This window comes from Vibrio sp. 947, from assembly GCF_033339115.1.
In the GTDB taxonomy this organism is placed as follows: Bacteria; Pseudomonadota; Gammaproteobacteria; order Enterobacterales; family Vibrionaceae; genus Vibrio; species Vibrio alginolyticus.
The window spans coordinates 2363-18445 of the sequence record NZ_JAWOTX010000041.1 but is presented as its reverse complement, the minus strand read 5'-3'; the positions used below and the strand labels follow the sequence as shown (position 1 = coordinate 18445).

Genomic DNA, 16083 nt, shown 5'->3' with positions numbered 1-16083 from the left:
AATCACCAAAGATAAGAAAAGTTCCCCTTCGAGTGGACTTTGGATCACAGCACTATTTTTATAAGTCATCGCTAAAGATAAATTTTGTTACCCTTATTGTATACTTGGCCGAGTCATGCTAGATTAAGAACACATTAAGGGGAATAATTTATACCTAAGAAGTTGACTTAAAATGAACACTCAAACAGCATTACAAAGACTATACAAATTCGACGCTAAAGGTATTTATGTTTATACCAAGCGCGACCTTCGACGTGTCTTTTTCGATGATGCTGACGAAACCTTCAAAAAAGGTCTATCACGTTTAGTAAAGTCAGGTATCCTCGAATCAGCTTGCAAAGGTATTTATGTCTTCGCCTATAGTAAAAATAAAGGCGCGAACACAATTGAATTAGTAGCTGGGGCGTTAAGAAGGGGTGAATACAATTACATCTCTCTTGAATCAGCACTATCGGAATATGGACTTATTTCGCAAATTCCAATTTCTACACTAACTGTTATGACTACTGGGCGCAGTGGGCGGTTCAAAACTTTGTATGGAATCATTGAATTCACAAAGACAAAGCGAGACGCGCTTGATATACTGAATAGTACAAATAAAACCGATAGACACTTAAGATTCGCAAAGAAAGAAGCAGCATTGCGTGATTTAAAGCGCGTGGGTAGAAACACTCATATGCTGGTCGATGCGGAGGATGAATAAAAAATGAATAATAGTAAATTTAGTGATTTGGCTAAGGTAGCAATGGCTAACCCTAACCTAAAAAATATGAGACCAGTCGTTGAGAAAGAATTGCTTCACTACGACATTTTATATGCTCTAGAGAAAGAAGGTTTTCTGGATGCATTAGTGTTTCAAGGTGGTACATCACTACGTCTTTGTCATGGTGGAAATCGATTTAGCGAAGATTTAGATTTTGCTGGTGGTAAAGACTTTACCAGTCAGCATTTGCGCCCAATCAAAGAGTGTATCGAAGATTATATCTGCTCACGCTATGGCGTTGATGTTGCTGTTAAACAGCCAAAAGAACTGCGAGAACAGCCAGTATACAACGAAATCAAAGTTGATAAATGGCAGGTTGCAGTGACGACCTCTCCTTCTCAAAGAGATATTCCTAAGCAGAAAATAAAACTTGAGATTGCAAATATTCCAGCATATACATCTGAACCATCAGCGTTAAATATTAACTATGATTTATTGAGAGAGTACGAAAACACAATTATTATCACTGAAACTCTTGAAGAAATTATGGCTGATAAGCTTGTCTCATTGCCAGCTTGCCAGAAGTATGTGCGTTTTCGTGATATCTGGGATTTAGCATGGTTGCAGCAACAAGGTGCTCAAATTAACCCTGAACTCATCGAAAAGAAGCTTAATGATTACAAAATTCAGAACTATGATCAGCTTCTAACTAGCGCAGTTCAACGACTTCCATCTATGGTTAATGATAAGAAGTTTCTAACCGAGATGCAGCGATTTATCCCTGCGGACGTATTAGAAAGAACGCTTGAGAAAGATAAGTTCAATCTTTACCTTCAATCGGCACTAGGTGGAATGTTCAAAGAGGTGAACAACGAGCTATTCGGCAAGAAGCAATCATTCGAATTCAATATGTAAACATAGATGAATAGATTTATTCCAATATCGCCCTATATTGTTCCCAATATAGGGCATTTTGTTGTTATTGATATTCACTCCTGATAGTATGTTATTAAATTAATAAAAGAGAAATAATCATGGATAAGTCATTAGCACCTACCAGGCCATATGTATTAACGGCTTTGGTTGCTCTGGGTATAGGAGTATTCACCTATTTGATCGGATTGATAAATGCAAACCTTCAATTCAATGAGAAAGGGTATTACTTTGTGGTTTTGGTATTTGGTTTATTTAGCGTTATCACGCTTCAAAAAACCATTCGAGATGAATCCGAAGGTTTAAAAGTTACTTCGGCATATAAGAATCTGAACATATTCTGTGTAATCATTGCTTGCGCTTTAATGTTCATCGGTCTTTACAATGTAGATACACTTCTTCTAAATGAGAAAGGTTTTTTTGGTATTGCGTTTGTCATGAGCTTGTTTAGCTCAATCGTAGTGCAAAAGAATGTGCGAGATCTCGAATACTTTAAGAGTAATTCTAAATCAGAGAGTAAAAGTACTTTTGAAGCTCCTGAGGATGAGCAGAAATAGGTTAGAAAATGAATGTGAAAACACCCCATAAAAATGGGGTGTTTTTTTTATATTGATGGAGAGGTATCCATGTATTGCTCATAGTCTCTGCCGTAGTATCGTTTGTATCCAGTCATAGAAGTAGCAAGAATGTTATTATATTCTTTAACCATTCTACTAACTGGCTCTATAGATGGGTGCTTGTCAGAAAGTTGGTTCATTGCTTTTGCTACCGCGAAAGCGTCACTTGATTCAGGTTTAGGAATGTCGCTGGAAACTCTGATATTCAAGCCTGAAAGCTCTTTAAGAGATAGTAGTTTTTCATCACTTTCCAGTCCATGCTCAACTATACCTGTAATGTATCCCATGCCTGAATAGTCCTCGTTCTTACCTTTTAGGTCAACCAGGAGGGTTGCGAAAACATCACTGCCATAAAAGATTCGGGATTGTCCGTTTGAATAGCTACCACTGGCTTGTAGGTGATTTAGAGAGCTTCTTAGTGGTAAATTGTGCTCAAGAAGAATATTCCCCCATGAGGCAACGGATAGCGCCCCCTTTGCGATCTCAGATAAATCTTCTGGGCTTTGGGCGTAATCAGGCTGAGACTTTACAGAGAACTTTATTGTTTCATGCAAAAAGTCATGAAGTATTTTGTTTTGATCGTTTTCACTATCTAACCCATGAATAACATCAAAGAATTTCGCGTGTAATCCAGAGGCGGTCAGATGGTTGATATCTGGCACAACTGAATTCAGTTTATGGATATTATGAACAATGTTTTCTCTCAACTCTTTCTGTTTATCAATATCACGTTGATTTACACGATCTTCATAAGTTGAAATATTGGATTCAATGTTGTCGTTGACGATGTAGGTAAAAAGAGCTTTCTCATGCTCTAATCTGCCATCAGGTGTATTTATATCGGCATCTGTGAGATTTAGATCTTTGAACAGTTGTTCGATAGAGTTTGCAAAGTCACGCTCATGTGGGTTTGTACTCTGATTGTGATTTTGTTGTCTGTGAGACAGTGTTTTTACTGTTTCTAAGATTAGCTTAGTGCTTTTTAATGGGGTAGACATAATAAAACCTTTTCTTTTTATTATATCCGAATATTTAATTAATTAATATAAACCGCCCATTCGATGAGGGCGGTTTCTGATATAAATAATGACTAATTAGCCAAGATTTAGCTCTTTTTTCATTCGAATGTAGTAGCGCTCAGTCAAATCCCAGATTTCTCGGAATACAGTGTTGCAGTACTCACCATCATTGAACAAGGTTACTAGGTCGTAAGCTTCGCCACGTAATGACTGAATCTGAGAAACAATCGATTGGAACTCATGATCGTTAGCTGTCAGCATTACTTCTTCACGAATATGAGTCATTTCAAGCGCCAGCTTATGATTTCGAAGCTCAAGCAGAAGATTACTTAATGCGACCCAAAATGCGCGTTGACTACTGTAGCTTTTACATGCAGACTTGTAGTCTTTTTCTTTCAAAATGAGGATAAGAGTTTGCGCAAGGGGGCTGGTTTTACTTGCAGGGATTTTCTCTTTCTTCATTTTTGCAAATCGGTTGTAGCTATCGAGTTTTTTATGGTTGTCCATTCTTTATGCCTTATTCAAGTTTTTAATTATTATCTATACATGAATTAATTAGTCAATTAAAAAATAACTGTAAATCAGTATTGGAGGTTTTTTGTGTAATCCTTAAACAGATCTAGATTGTCTCCAATTAACGCCACACCGAAATATGTTGGGAATGCGTTGGAGAAAGTTTCAACTAGCTTACCCTCTGAATCGGTCAACCAAGAATGCGGAAACCAATCACCCCCACTACCATCAGGATAAGCAACTTGCGCAAATCCAGTGAAAATGGTGTCACCCTCTCCTGCTTCTTGAAGCACATTTAAATGGCAGTTTCCTAATGGGAGATCACATACAATCACAGATTCATTTGGACGGACTTTGAATACCTTGGCATCGCTGCCAAGGAGTAAGTCAATGAATAGGTCTTCTTGCTCACCATAGTGGTTCTCTGTGTCCATTCCATCCTTATCAGGGATAATGGCAAAATCAGGCTCGCAACCTTTTTCAAAAGAAGCGGATTTATTCATTAACCGTAATAGCTTATGCATTTTTGGATGTGTGGACATAAGTTTAACCCTACGCGGCTGGCATCATGCAAACATGAGATTCTTCGAATTTAATTTCTGCAACCACAGCAAGTAAAGAATTCTGATCATCATCATAATCTGAAATGTCTACCCCTTGGTTTTCTGCATAATCAGCGATATCGTCTTCACCGATATAGAATGTCTCTTTAACGAGAGAATCAACCAATTCCTCAACAGATTCTGGTGATTTGTTGACAGTTGGTTTTCCGTTAGACTCAATCATGTGCTCAGAATAGTCCACTTGAGCTACAGTAACCGCACCAGTCTCTTTATCAAGGATTGTGAACTGTAGGCAGTCTGGATCTGATAAAGTCCAGCCTTGCTCAAGCATTTGATTAACGAAAGACTCAATGATGTTTGAAGTTGTTTTGTTCATGGTGGTTTCTCCTTTTATTTGTTCTTATTATACACTGATAACAATCACAGTCAACAGCATTTTAATTATTTAATAACCATAAAAACATTGACTCTAGATCATTTTATTATATAATTGGAACACTTAAAGAAAAAAGGAAATCACCATGTCATACACCGCTAAATACAAAACACCAGGGATGTTAAAGGCACGCATCCAAATTAGCTCATCTAAGCTACATATGAGTTTAAGAGGAAATGTATATCCTTTCGAAAATGAATTTCACAGCGTAAGCTTCTCAGTAGATGTTCAGCACCCGTCAAAAGATCGTGTTTCTGTAATGGGTATCGGTCATGGCGGTTGTTCGTTTACGGGTAGTCAAGCGGTGATGATTGCAAAAGCCACACAGGAAGCCTTGTTTGAAGCACAGCGCTTGTCTGCCATTGTTGATGAGTTTATTTCTGAACCGACAGTAGCAGCCAAAACAATCACCAAACTGCTTGATCAAAATGAAGTGGATGAAGCAAACAAATTGCTGTGTCTAACGCCTGATATTCTCTCTAACAAACTAGAAAAATCGAGCATTAACAAGAATATTGATCCGTCCAAAAATGGTGCAAACATTTTTGAATTTATTGTTCGTTCTGATGGTTTTGAAACAATTATTCATGCATTGGAAGCTGAATTTCAAAACGTAGGCAATGATGGTGGCGATTTTGAGCCTGAGGTTGATTTTGCTTTCTCTCTCATTGAAAAGGCAGGTCACGGTAGCTTACCAGGCAATGATTTTGAAGAGCGCTTAACTGCTCTAATCAATATCTTCACTATCGTTAGAGGCGGTAACAATCTTGCTGATGCAATTAAGCAAGTGAAATAGCTTAAAGAAAAACAAGCCCCGATTGGGGCTTGTCTGTTTATTGTTCCGTAGTGCGCTTTCTAGCTGCCAGTCTATCCTTTAATTGACCGCTAGAAATTGTGCGACCTTCTTTGATATCTTTTTGAGCAAACCCTACAAGAGTTTTTAATGCTTTAGCTTCCGCTTCACTGTTTGCCTTTTCAGGAAGAATCATAAAAGAACCTCAATTGTTTTTGACAGGCTTGCCTGTCTTTTTTATTTAAATACGAAGATTGGCGCTCCACCACTTCGGTTGGTAGTTTCAATGTATACTATTTCATTTGCTTTAACAATAATGTTCTTCGTATCTTGGCTGATTCCGAAAAAGTGGATCAAATAAAACCGCCTCAACTAAGAGGCGGTTTTCTATACGTGCTTTAACACCAAAAAGATATCTTGATTTCGCTTGTGGCGATATGTTCTATCATGAATGTGAGGATCGTGCTTTTTTAGCAACTCCGCCGTAAACCCTCGCCCGATAGGAGTATAGAGTAAAAAGTGTGTTTATTAGCGAGTGAGTGAGTGCCAGCCTTTTAATGCTAATGATCTATGGCTCACTGGTGTTTATACACACTGTGTATGTTCGGTGTGTATATTGAGCTAGAGATGTCGCTGATAGACCGTAGGCTGCTACGCAGCGGCTTAGCAGGAAGGTGTTGCATCACACGCATACACAATACATACGAAACACTCTATATCTGCACATCTTACTGGTGTGAAAAAGGCAGCAAAATGCTGCCTTAATACACATTATACACCCCGAAAGTTACTATATATAACGATAGGGCGGGGATATAAGGCGATTATCTCGAAAGAGATAAATATTGACATTTCGAATCATTTATTAGATATTCTACAATGAATTCATAGTATTTTATTTAAATGTTACGAGCCACGAAGATACGTATTTACCCAACGATAGAACAAGCTGAGTTTCTTGAAGCTCAGTTTGGCGCTGTTCGGTTTGCGTATAATAAATCTCTACACATAAAAACACACTTTTACAAACAGAAAAACATTTCATTAAGCCTTAAAAAAGAGATAAAGCCACTTTTATCTCTTGGCAAGAAGTCCAGAAAGTATTCCTGGTTAAGTCAGTTCGATTCCATTTCTTTGCAACAATCGATCATCAATCTCGATAAGGCTTTCTCGAACTTTTTCAGCCCGAAACTAAAAGCTAAGTTTCCTAAGTTTAAGCGTAAACACGGTTATCAGAGCAGTTACCATTGTACTGGTCTAAAAATCCTTGAAAACGCAATCAAAATCCCGAAATGTAAACCTATCAAAGCTAAGATCCACCGAGAGATAAGTGGAACGCTAAAAAGCATAACTAACTCTAAATCTAGCACAGGTAAATTTTATGCTTCTATTCTGGTCGATTGCGGTAATGAGGCACCTGCCAAACCAAAACATATCACAAAACTATCAGGTTTCGATTTAGGGCTGACAGATTTCCTTATTAGTGATAAAGGTGAAAAGATTGCCAATCCTCGGTTTTTAATTAATGCATATAAAAACCTAAGACGGAAACAAAAAGCCCTGAGTCGATGTAAAAAAGGCTCTAGAAATAGAGCGAAAGCAAGACTATTACTTGCCAAAGCGCATGAGCGTGTGGCTAACGCTCGGAATGATTTTCAGCACCAGCTTTCAAAACGAATTATTGACGAAAACCAAGCGATAATTGTTGAAACGCTAAAATCATCCAACATGCTCAAAAACAAACGACTTGCGAAACATATTGCTGATGCGGTTTGGGGAGCGTTTATCTCTAAGCTGGCATATAAAGCTGATAGGTACGGCAAGTGGCTGATTAAGTGCGATCAGTGGCTACCTTCTTCAAAGACCTGCTCGTGTTGCGGCTACAAGATGGATAAAATGCCACTCCATATCAGAGTATGGACTTGCCCGAGTTGCAATGAAGTACACTGTCGAGATACCAACTCTGGCAAAAACCTGCGTAATGCAGGGATAATTGAATTAAAAGCGGCTGGATTGACCGTTTCTGCTTGATGATGCCTGCGTGAATCCTAATCAAGAATTAGGTTGCGGCAAACGATTCAAGAAGCCTCGCCCGATAGGGCGGGAGAATCACATGAACAGCGCCTGTACCAACAAGTAAATTAATAATCAGTAATTTGATTTTGATAAATTTACGAGTTTTTTTCATTTATTTATTTTTCCTCACATTAAATAGTAGTTTGATGTTTTGTTAAAATTAGACGATTTCGCTTAATTCAATAGAACCTTGTGCGATTACTGTTTCTGAGTTTTCTTTTAGGATTAAGAAATCTACTTTTTCATTTTTGTTTACATGTTGAAGCTCATTAAGTCTTTTAGCCATATCCAGAAGGTTTGCTTCCGAAAACTTGATTTCTTCGATGTGAACTTGTTCATTGCTTTGAGAATAATGAACATTTACTAGGGCGTACTTTGCTGGTAAGTTCAGCGGCAATTGTTTCCAACTGATACATTTTTCAGTTTCAGCAAATGCTTCAAATTCATAGAATAAAGCTTCGTACTCTTCTTCTAGGCTTTCGAATTCAATACGATTAAGAATGATTTTTACAGTGGTTGAGTCAGTATTTTGACTTACAGAATAGTCGAGTACTTCTTTTAGTTCTTGATCGCTTAGATTGTCGATGATGTGATCACCATTCATAACGTACTCAGGCGTGTGGTGCTTCGAATGTGGTGACATTAAGCGAAAGAATCCTGAGCCACCTAGATCATCAAAATGTACATCTTGAATGGTATTCACTGCCGTTTCGACAGTGTGAAATCCTGGTAGAACAAGCTCGACTGCAAATAAAAGCTCAAGCTTATCTGAAACAAAACAAAGTTCTTGGTCAAGTTGGTTGGTGGTGTTTTTCATGGTGTGTTTTCCTTCTTTCTTGTTTATGTGTCCATTATATGTATTTCTGATTACTAGTCAATAATTATTTACTTTCATTCTCAGTTGTATATAATAAAGACAAACACAAGGAGCACACCATGAAAACTAATACTACTGATAAAACTACACCATCATGCCACCGCTGCGGCACAGAACTGAGAAGTGACGGGTACTGCATTGATGTTACTTGTCCGCATTCTGATTGGCCTCAAGATGTTGTTCTTTCACGAATGGATGGTAGCGACCCTGCATACGCTAGTGAAAATCAATGCAAAAGACGTATTGAGGTTCAGGCTGTCTGCTATAGTGACGATCAGAAACAAAGAGTTGAGTTTGATGCAGCTCCTTACTTCCACGAACAGCTTATTAATGGTCGCCTTGAAAAGGTCATTCAGTCGCTTATCGATATCGAATTCGGGGGCGACTATGATTCAGACAATGTTTGTGAATTCTTCAGCGCATCCCAGACCAAGCCTCTATTTGATTATCTGGAAGTGGTTAATCGAGGACGACCTCAATTTGATGGTGTTGTTGGATTTGAATGCCATGTTGAAGAGGTTGATGTTAAGCAATGGCTTCGTTCATTTTCTCCTGAAACCTTAAGTCTGTTTTAATTAATTAATTGACCTAAATGATTAATAATGTATAATTAAGATAATGATTAAGGGGAAACTTATGTCTATTGAATTTAATTCAATTACTGTAAAAGAACTTTTTGATGAAGCAAATTCAGCATTTTCAGAAAATGAAATGTTTGGAGAGATTAACTCAGAAGTTCCTAGCAACCCTCGTGTATTCGGTGGTTGCAGTTACGGTGATCGACAGCAAACATGGCAAGCAATGCCTATCACAGGTGTTTCCGTTGTATTCATTGATACAACAGGGTATTCAGCATCAGGCTTCAAAGTGGCAAGTGTTGAAACAGACTTTGAGAATGTTGTTCTGCTAAACGAAGATATGTCGTGTGATATCGATGATGCATTTCTTCTTTCTGAGCTGCTAATCGAGCTTGAGAAGCTGATTGAAAGCGGTAAGGGCGACCTTAAGGTGGCTTACTGTAGTGATTATGGAGATCACATTAATACAGCTCAAATTCATGGTGTGTTTATCGAATCTATTGGTGAGGCTCAGATGAGTGAATCAGCTTACTCTGATTCTGGCTGGGCGATTATCACAGACCATGAAGAAGACCATGATGATAAAGACCTAATGAGTGTTTACACTCTAGGCTAAGATGAAAGTGACTGGCTTCAAGTTGGGGTCAGTCATTTTTAATTAATTAATGAGAAACGTAATGAATTATAATGAGCTTTATGAAATGTTCGATGTTGAACACGAACATTTCTTACATTTAAAAGATGGTCTGTCAAAAAACATTCGCAATTTCGAAATGATTGAAACCTCTGAAAAAGATCGTCTTACTCGAATTTCAGAAAGTGTTACCAATCGAATTCTAAAGGAATTCCCAGATCTTGATGGTTTAGAATTTCTAAAAGCTATTTCTGAAAAGTTCGGTGTAAACACCAAACCAGAAATTATGCATTTTGAAAAGTTAAGCATCAATTTAAAGACCAGTGAAAAAAAACTAGAGACCCAATTAAGTTTGTTATCAAAGGTAAATGAGGAACTCGCTGAGGCTAAGAAAAACTCAAAAGAATTAAATCAGTCTTCTCGATCTTTGTTAGCCGCTAACCTAAATAGCTTATCAATGGTGCTACGATTGTACAATTCGTTGATGGAAGATTATTCTCCATCGACTAAAGATTTTGTTAAACAATCTGAGATTGGATTTTTTGATAAGGTATTTAAAACTAAGAAGTTTTTAATTTCACCGACACTATTTCACATTGATTGTATTCTTGCTGCTATGGGTTTGTTAAAAGTTGATTTTTATACCGACCCAGAACGGGCTGCTGAAATGGTTGCTCAATTAGTTGACGAGGCTGAATCAAAAATCATCGAGTTTAATCAATTGAAGAATGATCTTGACCAAGCTATTGTGAGATCTGAAGAGCAAGAGGGTTTGGTATCTCGTGTTAAGCTGTCTATTGATGGTATCAAATACAATATGGGTAATGAGTGCTTAGCCCATTCGCTTCTTGCGCGTATTGTGGAAACTAACGAGGAAAAGGACTTATTCGAGGCGTTATCTGAGAAACATCTTTTCAAGCGTTTAAAGTCATATAGAAATAAGCTAAATCTCATTGAGAAGGTCATTGCATCACTGAAACTTCAGTTATCTAACATTGACTTGATTCTGAATGAATTCAGTGAGCCATTAGAAAAACTTAACAAAGCCAAATCACGCGTGGGAAGAGAGCGAGTTGATTTTGATGAAAAGGCATTTTCATCTCAAATTGATCAGGCTAAAAAGGTATTTGAGTCAGTAAATAAATGGTCAGTTCAAGAACAAAGCCGATTACGTAACAATCACTACGACTTTAGTACTGATGCAGGTATGAACTTTGTTCTATTGATGATGATTAACGATATTGGTTCAGACAATGTTCCTGCATTGCTTTTCAAAGATGATATTCAGGGTTTAGATGCTGGCTCTATGGGAGTCGAGATGGGTAATCTGAATGTGGATATTCCAAATCTAGAAGTTGCCATGAACTCTATTTTAGACACTTCAATTTTTGATGCTTCAAGTATTTCTATCCCAGATGTTTCGGCTCCTGCTTTTGATTCATCACCTGTTTCAGTTGATTCTTCAGTCAGTGTTGATTGTTCATTTTAAAGAAGATAGATTTTATGGATGATAAATTTTCAAAATTTCACCATGTTCTAAAGAATAATCCGTTCACTTACCCTGCTTATAGTTGCGGAACTGAATTGGAAAACTCTCTATACATGATCGCCAGATTTTGTGACAGGGACTCTCATGTTAAGCTCAGAGAAAAGAGCCTTGATGAGCTTCACCCTGATGTTATTAAATCAAATATCGCCTCCATTGCTGCGCACGTACCGCCTTTTCAAAGAGATAATGATAATTGGTCTTGTGAAATGCAACATAGCTATATCTTAAACATACTCAAAGGTTACAAAGGCTCCCCTATTTGCCTGTACACTTTGGATGATACAAAGACAAACTGTTTTGTTCTTGATGGTTTACAGCGTATTACCGCAATCTCGCGATTTTTGAGTGACCAGGATATGAAGTTCTGCATTCAAGGTGAGACCATTACAGCTAGTGAGCTTTTAGGAAGTGATCTGAGGAATAGAGTTCTTTCTGTATGTCCTTTTGACATCAAGATCTATCAATTTAAGGATGAGATTGAAGCTGTAGATTTTTATATTGAATTTAATAAAAATATCACACACAGCAAGGACGACATCCGAAGAGCTGAGCAATATCGCAAAGTAATACTTTGACACCGATGTAAGAAAACAAGCCTGTTCATTCAGGCTTTTTTATTTATCAAATAAAACATTAAATTTTGCTTGACTGAATCGCACCAAAATGTATTATAAGAAACATCAAATGGATTTAGTGTTCAATACATGAATGAACTAAAATAAAAGAGATTTTTATGAGCATCATCTTCTATAAAGTCTTTATGGCTTCATTGCCATTATTCATTGTTGTCGCTTTTGCAGTGGCACTAGGCAAGTACAAATTCAAGCATGAGATTACTAAAGGAGAAATTGCTCTTAATGCTGTTATCTCTTCAATCGTGGTTGTTGTTACTCTCGGTGCAATCACACTATACGGGATTTCAGAAACTGAGATTCTTAATGGTGAAGTAACTGCAAAGAAACGAAATACAGTGTCATGTGAACACTCTTACGAAGTATGTAAAAAGACTTCTGACGGTGAAAAGTGTGAAACGAAGTACGAACATAGTTGGGATTACGATTGGGACGTTTACACAACTGTAGGAACTCTGACAATTGATCGTGAAGATTCTCAGGGAGTAATCGAGCCTAAGCGATTCAAAAAAGTGGTTATTGGTGAGCCTGCTAGTGTTAACCACACTTATTTGAACTATGTAAAGGCAAACACAATCTCGTTATTTGGTTACTCCGAGGAACAAGCTAAACAGTACCAAGAATTTGTACCCAAATATCCTACAATCTATGATTACTACCGTGTGAGCCGAGTTTTGCACACTAACCCTAGTCTAACGTACTCATTGACCAGTGGATGGAACGAAAAGTTGAATAACGAGTTCCGAACTTTAGGTGGAAAGCTGCAAGCTAACATGGTGATTGTGGTGACGGATCAACCAGCATCATTTTTCGAATCACTGATTCATAGCTGGGAAGGTGGGCGAAAAAATGACATTCTTATTGTCATGGGTGTCAAAGATGGAAACGTGGTTTGGTCTAGATCTTCTACTTTCATGAATGGTATGGGTAACGGAGTCTTACTTGCTAAGTTACGTCAAGCAACGTTAGGCTATGACCTAAAAGCTGATTCAGATAAGGTGCTTAACAGTATTCTAGATGTAACAAAGAGCAACTTTTCTCGCCATGCGATGGAAAACGAGATTTACCAATTGGCAGCTTTACCTATTAGTTGGACAAGTATCTTTATCGCAATCCTTGTCAGCATGATCTGTAGCGCATTTCTATCGTTCAAATTATCACGAAACCAAAATCGTGAAAGAGTGAATGGACTTAATAACGGCTGGCGATAAACAGAGTCAGCCAGTAAATCAAAATCAAACAAATAGTTTAAGAGAGTATCATGAGTAAAATTAAATTCGTAAAAGGTAGTGCTACAATGGTTCTGGTATTTATTCTAGGGCTGATTGTTCTATCTGTTGTTGGTGGCATTGCATCATTTGCTTCGTACAATAATACAGCAGTCACAATGGAAGAAAATATTGTCAAGCTAGATAAGTCTAGTGAGTCACTGTTGAGTAATGGTGCAATGACAATTCTTGAAAAGGCCAAGGTTAAAGATTCTTACGCGGAAGACTTTACGGAACAACTTCGCGTCTCTATCGGTAGCCGTAGTGCTAATGAGCAAGGATTGGCAATGAAGTGGATTAAAGAGCACAACCCTTCAATGAATGATCAGCTATACCTTGATTTATCGGCATACATCGAGGGAATGCGTCGAGATTTCCATGTTAAACGCGATAGTCTTCAGGATGCTTGTTCAACCTATAAGATCGAGTTGCGCTCATTTCCTGGTAAAATTGCGTACAACTTATTCGGTTTTCCGAATATTGACCTAAACGATAAGTGTAAGGTTATCTCAGATAAGAATACTAGCGAAGCATTTGATACTGGTATTCAGAAATCAATTCTTTAACAGGTATTTCTTTAAATAGGCTCCTTACGGAGCCTTTTTTTATGTTCAGAATAGATATATTATTTGCAATATTTGAGATTTCATAGGACTGTTGATTCATGACTAAAGATGAGCGTTTTGAGGCATGTTTAGCCTACTACAAGGCTAATCAGCCACCAGCGCATATCCTGGAACAGTATAAGGAATCCCTTGATGACTGGGCTATCAAGGTGCCTTTGTACTGTGCAGAGTCAGAAACAATGAGCGGATTACATCAGTTATTTGCCACAACAGCAATTGCCTTCGATTTATCTATGAATACAATGGATGGTTTTTCTGAGCGGTTCTGTATTCCTGATGAGGTTACTGCTTTCGAAGAACTCATCAGATGGCATCAGAGAGGCTTTAACGACCAAAGACCTCAGTACTGGGTTGCGGTTAGAAAGATTGGCTCTAAAAAGCAGTTTAAGGAGTCCTATGAGAGATTTTATCGGGAAGGTTATGGTAGTGAATTACTTCCATACGCAAAGACTGAAGATGGAAGCTTGTTCCACAGTGCGATTATATCAAGGTGGGAAAGCATCCAGGAAGACCTTGGATATGATAGAGACATGATAAATCATCTTGCAAGTTACCTTCTCTTCATTGGAGACGTTAACTGAACATTAAACGCCATCTCTGAGATGGTGTTTTTTTACCCCCTCATAAGTGCAAAATTTTAAGATAATATATATAACTAGAAAACTTTGCACTTTTTCCTCTCACTGCAAATCACGGTATTGACCTAAATCCGTATTGATGTATAATTAGAAACATAAATAATTAAAGAGTTTCTTTTTATGATCGCTGCCCTACCACCTGTACTAAAACATAACAGTTCAGTAACTGGGTATCCTCGTTTTTATCATTGTCATGCTGTTAAGGCTACATTTAAAGCCAACAATGAGGCTGAGGCATTTAATGCAATTGAAATGGGTGCTGTTGAGGTTACTCAATTGTTGTATAAGAGTCTAAAGCATACATATTCAGTTGAAAGCGAAGTTAATACGGTTGTTAAGCTAAAAAGTAAAAATAATCGTGATGAAACTAAAGCAAATTGTGGTCTACTCGATACCCTATCTCGCCTTAACAGTATCTGGAGTGATAGTAATCGGACAACAGTTGTTTAAAGCGAGCAAAAAAGAAACATCTGGAAAATTATTTGCATTTTATTATTGACTTCAAAATAATGTTTTAGTATAAATATAAACAACGAAGCGGAGATGCCCAGTTATGAGTACAACAATCAAATTCGTTAAGCCAGAACATGAAGAGATTCTTCGTGAATATCTAGATAAAAGCAATGTAGCCCTGGTCTTTGGTAAAGAGTTACAAGAGAAGCTGGAGAGTAAAGATATTGAAGATGGCGAAGAGGTTGATTACGACCCTTCAATGAATTCTGATGTTATTGTTGAGGTTGTTACAACAACTGAGCATCCAGTAATGATTTCGGCGCTTAGCGAAATTTAATATTGACTTTCACTTTGCGATGTGTGTAATAAGAAAAGTGGAATGCCCCAGATTATTCACATCGCAAGCGATGATTATCGATTGATTTGAATGGCCGCTCTTTTCGATTATTTTGGATAGAGAAGTGTGTATGGACTGGATCGTAAATCCAGATGACGCAGGACAGGGTCGCGAACCGACACTGTTGTTACCACTCAGTAGTTTCTGGTTAGGCTGAGAAGGCGTACATACGGAACCAGACGGTCATTCAAATTGATTTATAGGTGCTGGGACGGATGTCCAAGCAGGCTAACAAAATGGTATGGTGCCTTATGGTGGCGAAAGCCACCCCCCTTAGGGGAAGGACAAGAACACATGGCGTGTGGCTCAAAGGGTGCCGAAAGGCACCCGCCCTTAGGGGTTATCGCCAAGAACACTATGGTGGTGTGGTTCCTTAGGGAGTCGGAAGGCTCCCAGCTCTTTGAACCAGACAACCAGCAACAATCATGGTGCGTTTAGGTGGCGAAAGCCACCTACCCTTCGGGGTTGCACAAGAACACTATGGTGGTGTGGTTCCTTAGGGAGTCGAAAGGCTCCCAGCTCTTTGAACCAGACAACCAGCAACAATCATGGTGCGTTTAGGTGGCGAAAGCCACCTACCCTTCGGGGTTGCACAAGAACACTATGGTGGTGTGGTTCCTTAGGGAGTCGAAAGGCTCCCAGCTCTTTGAACCAGACAACCAGCAACAATCATGGTGCGTTTAGGTGGCGAAAGCCACCTACCCTTCGGGGTTGCACAAGAACACTATGGTGGTGTGGTTCCTTAGGGAGTCGAAAGGCTCCCAGCTCTTTGAACCAG

Annotated in this window: 21 protein-coding genes; 14 read left to right on the top strand and 7 right to left on the bottom strand. The window is 38.3% G+C overall.

The genetic code is table 11. The features are described from left to right. The first annotated feature begins 172 nt into the window (after nucleotides 1–172). The 3 genes from abiEi (at nucleotide 173) to yiaA (ending at nucleotide 2193) form a co-directional block, all read left to right on the top strand. Nucleotides 173–703, top strand: coding sequence for a type IV toxin-antitoxin system AbiEi family antitoxin (abiEi, locus tag R7Q39_RS27920; protein ID WP_021486189.1), 531 nt, complete (start codon nucleotides 173–175; stop codon nucleotides 701–703). A 3-nt stretch (nucleotides 704–706) separates the two neighbouring features. Next, nucleotides 707–1618 (top strand): nucleotidyl transferase AbiEii/AbiGii toxin family protein, encoded by a 912-nt coding sequence (locus R7Q39_RS27915; RefSeq protein WP_318077141.1) that lies wholly within the window; start codon nucleotides 707–709, stop codon nucleotides 1616–1618. Between the two features lie 119 nt (nucleotides 1619–1737). Further along, nucleotides 1738–2193: an inner membrane protein YiaA gene (gene yiaA, locus R7Q39_RS27910; RefSeq protein WP_318077140.1), complete on the top strand. Its 456-nt coding sequence runs from the start codon at nucleotides 1738–1740 to the stop codon at nucleotides 2191–2193. 47 nt (nucleotides 2194–2240) lie between these two features. Here yiaA and R7Q39_RS27905 read toward each other — a convergent pair whose 3' ends face one another. The 4 genes from R7Q39_RS27905 to R7Q39_RS27890 form a co-directional block, all read right to left on the bottom strand. Next, on the bottom strand, nucleotides 2241–3251 hold the full coding sequence (locus R7Q39_RS27905) for a hypothetical protein (RefSeq protein WP_318077139.1): 1011 nt from the start codon (nucleotides 3249–3251) through the stop codon (nucleotides 2241–2243). Between the two features lie 96 nt (nucleotides 3252–3347). After that, nucleotides 3348–3779, bottom strand: a complete 432-nt coding sequence (locus tag R7Q39_RS27900; protein WP_318077138.1) for a hypothetical protein — start codon at nucleotides 3777–3779, stop codon at nucleotides 3348–3350. 74 nt (nucleotides 3780–3853) lie between these two features. After that, complete coding sequence (locus R7Q39_RS27895; RefSeq protein ID WP_318077137.1) at nucleotides 3854–4327, bottom strand: hypothetical protein; 474 nt, start codon at nucleotides 4325–4327, stop codon at nucleotides 3854–3856. A gap of 10 nt (nucleotides 4328–4337) precedes the next feature. Beyond that, on the bottom strand, nucleotides 4338–4724 hold the full coding sequence (locus R7Q39_RS27890) for a hypothetical protein (protein ID WP_318077136.1): 387 nt from the start codon (nucleotides 4722–4724) through the stop codon (nucleotides 4338–4340). A gap of 145 nt (nucleotides 4725–4869) precedes the next feature. On the opposite strand from R7Q39_RS27890, the gene R7Q39_RS27885 reads away from it, so the two are divergent. After that, a complete protein-coding gene (locus R7Q39_RS27885) occupies nucleotides 4870–5580 on the top strand; it encodes a hypothetical protein (RefSeq protein WP_318077135.1) in 711 nt (236 codons plus the stop codon). A gap of 37 nt (nucleotides 5581–5617) precedes the next feature. Here the strand turns inward: R7Q39_RS27885 and R7Q39_RS27880 are convergent, their stop codons facing one another. Then, nucleotides 5618–5773, bottom strand: a complete 156-nt coding sequence (locus tag R7Q39_RS27880) for a hypothetical protein (RefSeq protein ID WP_318077134.1) — start codon at nucleotides 5771–5773, stop codon at nucleotides 5618–5620. 707 nt (nucleotides 5774–6480) lie between these two features. Here R7Q39_RS27880 and R7Q39_RS27875 point away from each other — a divergent pair. Then, nucleotides 6481–7608: an RNA-guided endonuclease TnpB family protein gene (locus R7Q39_RS27875; protein WP_318077133.1), complete on the top strand. Its 1128-nt coding sequence runs from the start codon at nucleotides 6481–6483 to the stop codon at nucleotides 7606–7608. 28 nt (nucleotides 7609–7636) lie between these two features. Here R7Q39_RS27875 and R7Q39_RS27870 read toward each other — a convergent pair whose 3' ends face one another. Together R7Q39_RS27870 and R7Q39_RS27865 are read right to left on the bottom strand one after the other, a co-directional pair. Continuing rightward, nucleotides 7637–7765, bottom strand: a complete 129-nt coding sequence (locus R7Q39_RS27870) for a hypothetical protein (RefSeq protein ID WP_318077132.1) — start codon at nucleotides 7763–7765, stop codon at nucleotides 7637–7639. A gap of 48 nt (nucleotides 7766–7813) precedes the next feature. Beyond that, a complete protein-coding gene (locus tag R7Q39_RS27865) occupies nucleotides 7814–8470 on the bottom strand; it encodes a hypothetical protein (protein ID WP_318077131.1) in 657 nt (218 codons plus the stop codon). 119 nt (nucleotides 8471–8589) lie between these two features. Between R7Q39_RS27865 and R7Q39_RS27860 the strand changes: the two genes are divergently transcribed. The 9 genes from R7Q39_RS27860 (at nucleotide 8590) to R7Q39_RS27820 (ending at nucleotide 15245) form a co-directional block, all read left to right on the top strand. Beyond that, nucleotides 8590–9105, top strand: a complete 516-nt coding sequence (locus R7Q39_RS27860; protein WP_318077130.1) for a hypothetical protein — start codon at nucleotides 8590–8592, stop codon at nucleotides 9103–9105. 61 nt (nucleotides 9106–9166) lie between these two features. After that, on the top strand, nucleotides 9167–9724 hold the full coding sequence (locus tag R7Q39_RS27855; protein WP_318077129.1) for a hypothetical protein: 558 nt from the start codon (nucleotides 9167–9169) through the stop codon (nucleotides 9722–9724). A 61-nt stretch (nucleotides 9725–9785) separates the two neighbouring features. Continuing rightward, on the top strand, nucleotides 9786–11231 hold the full coding sequence (locus R7Q39_RS27850; RefSeq protein WP_318077128.1) for a hypothetical protein: 1446 nt from the start codon (nucleotides 9786–9788) through the stop codon (nucleotides 11229–11231). 14 nt (nucleotides 11232–11245) lie between these two features. Further along, nucleotides 11246–11866, top strand: a complete 621-nt coding sequence (locus tag R7Q39_RS27845) for a DUF262 domain-containing protein (RefSeq protein WP_318077127.1) — start codon at nucleotides 11246–11248, stop codon at nucleotides 11864–11866. Between the two features lie 158 nt (nucleotides 11867–12024). Then, nucleotides 12025–13134: a hypothetical protein gene (locus R7Q39_RS27840; protein WP_318077126.1), complete on the top strand. Its 1110-nt coding sequence runs from the start codon at nucleotides 12025–12027 to the stop codon at nucleotides 13132–13134. 50 nt (nucleotides 13135–13184) lie between these two features. Continuing rightward, nucleotides 13185–13757: a LemA family protein gene (locus tag R7Q39_RS27835; protein ID WP_217899637.1), complete on the top strand. Its 573-nt coding sequence runs from the start codon at nucleotides 13185–13187 to the stop codon at nucleotides 13755–13757. A 98-nt stretch (nucleotides 13758–13855) separates the two neighbouring features. After that, a complete protein-coding gene (locus R7Q39_RS27830; RefSeq protein ID WP_045592084.1) occupies nucleotides 13856–14398 on the top strand; it encodes a hypothetical protein in 543 nt (180 codons plus the stop codon). A gap of 177 nt (nucleotides 14399–14575) precedes the next feature. Continuing rightward, a complete protein-coding gene (locus tag R7Q39_RS27825; protein WP_318077125.1) occupies nucleotides 14576–14905 on the top strand; it encodes a hypothetical protein in 330 nt (109 codons plus the stop codon). A gap of 103 nt (nucleotides 14906–15008) precedes the next feature. After that, a complete protein-coding gene (locus tag R7Q39_RS27820; RefSeq protein ID WP_116921289.1) occupies nucleotides 15009–15245 on the top strand; it encodes a hypothetical protein in 237 nt (78 codons plus the stop codon). The last annotated feature ends 838 nt before the right edge of the window (nucleotides 15246–16083 follow it).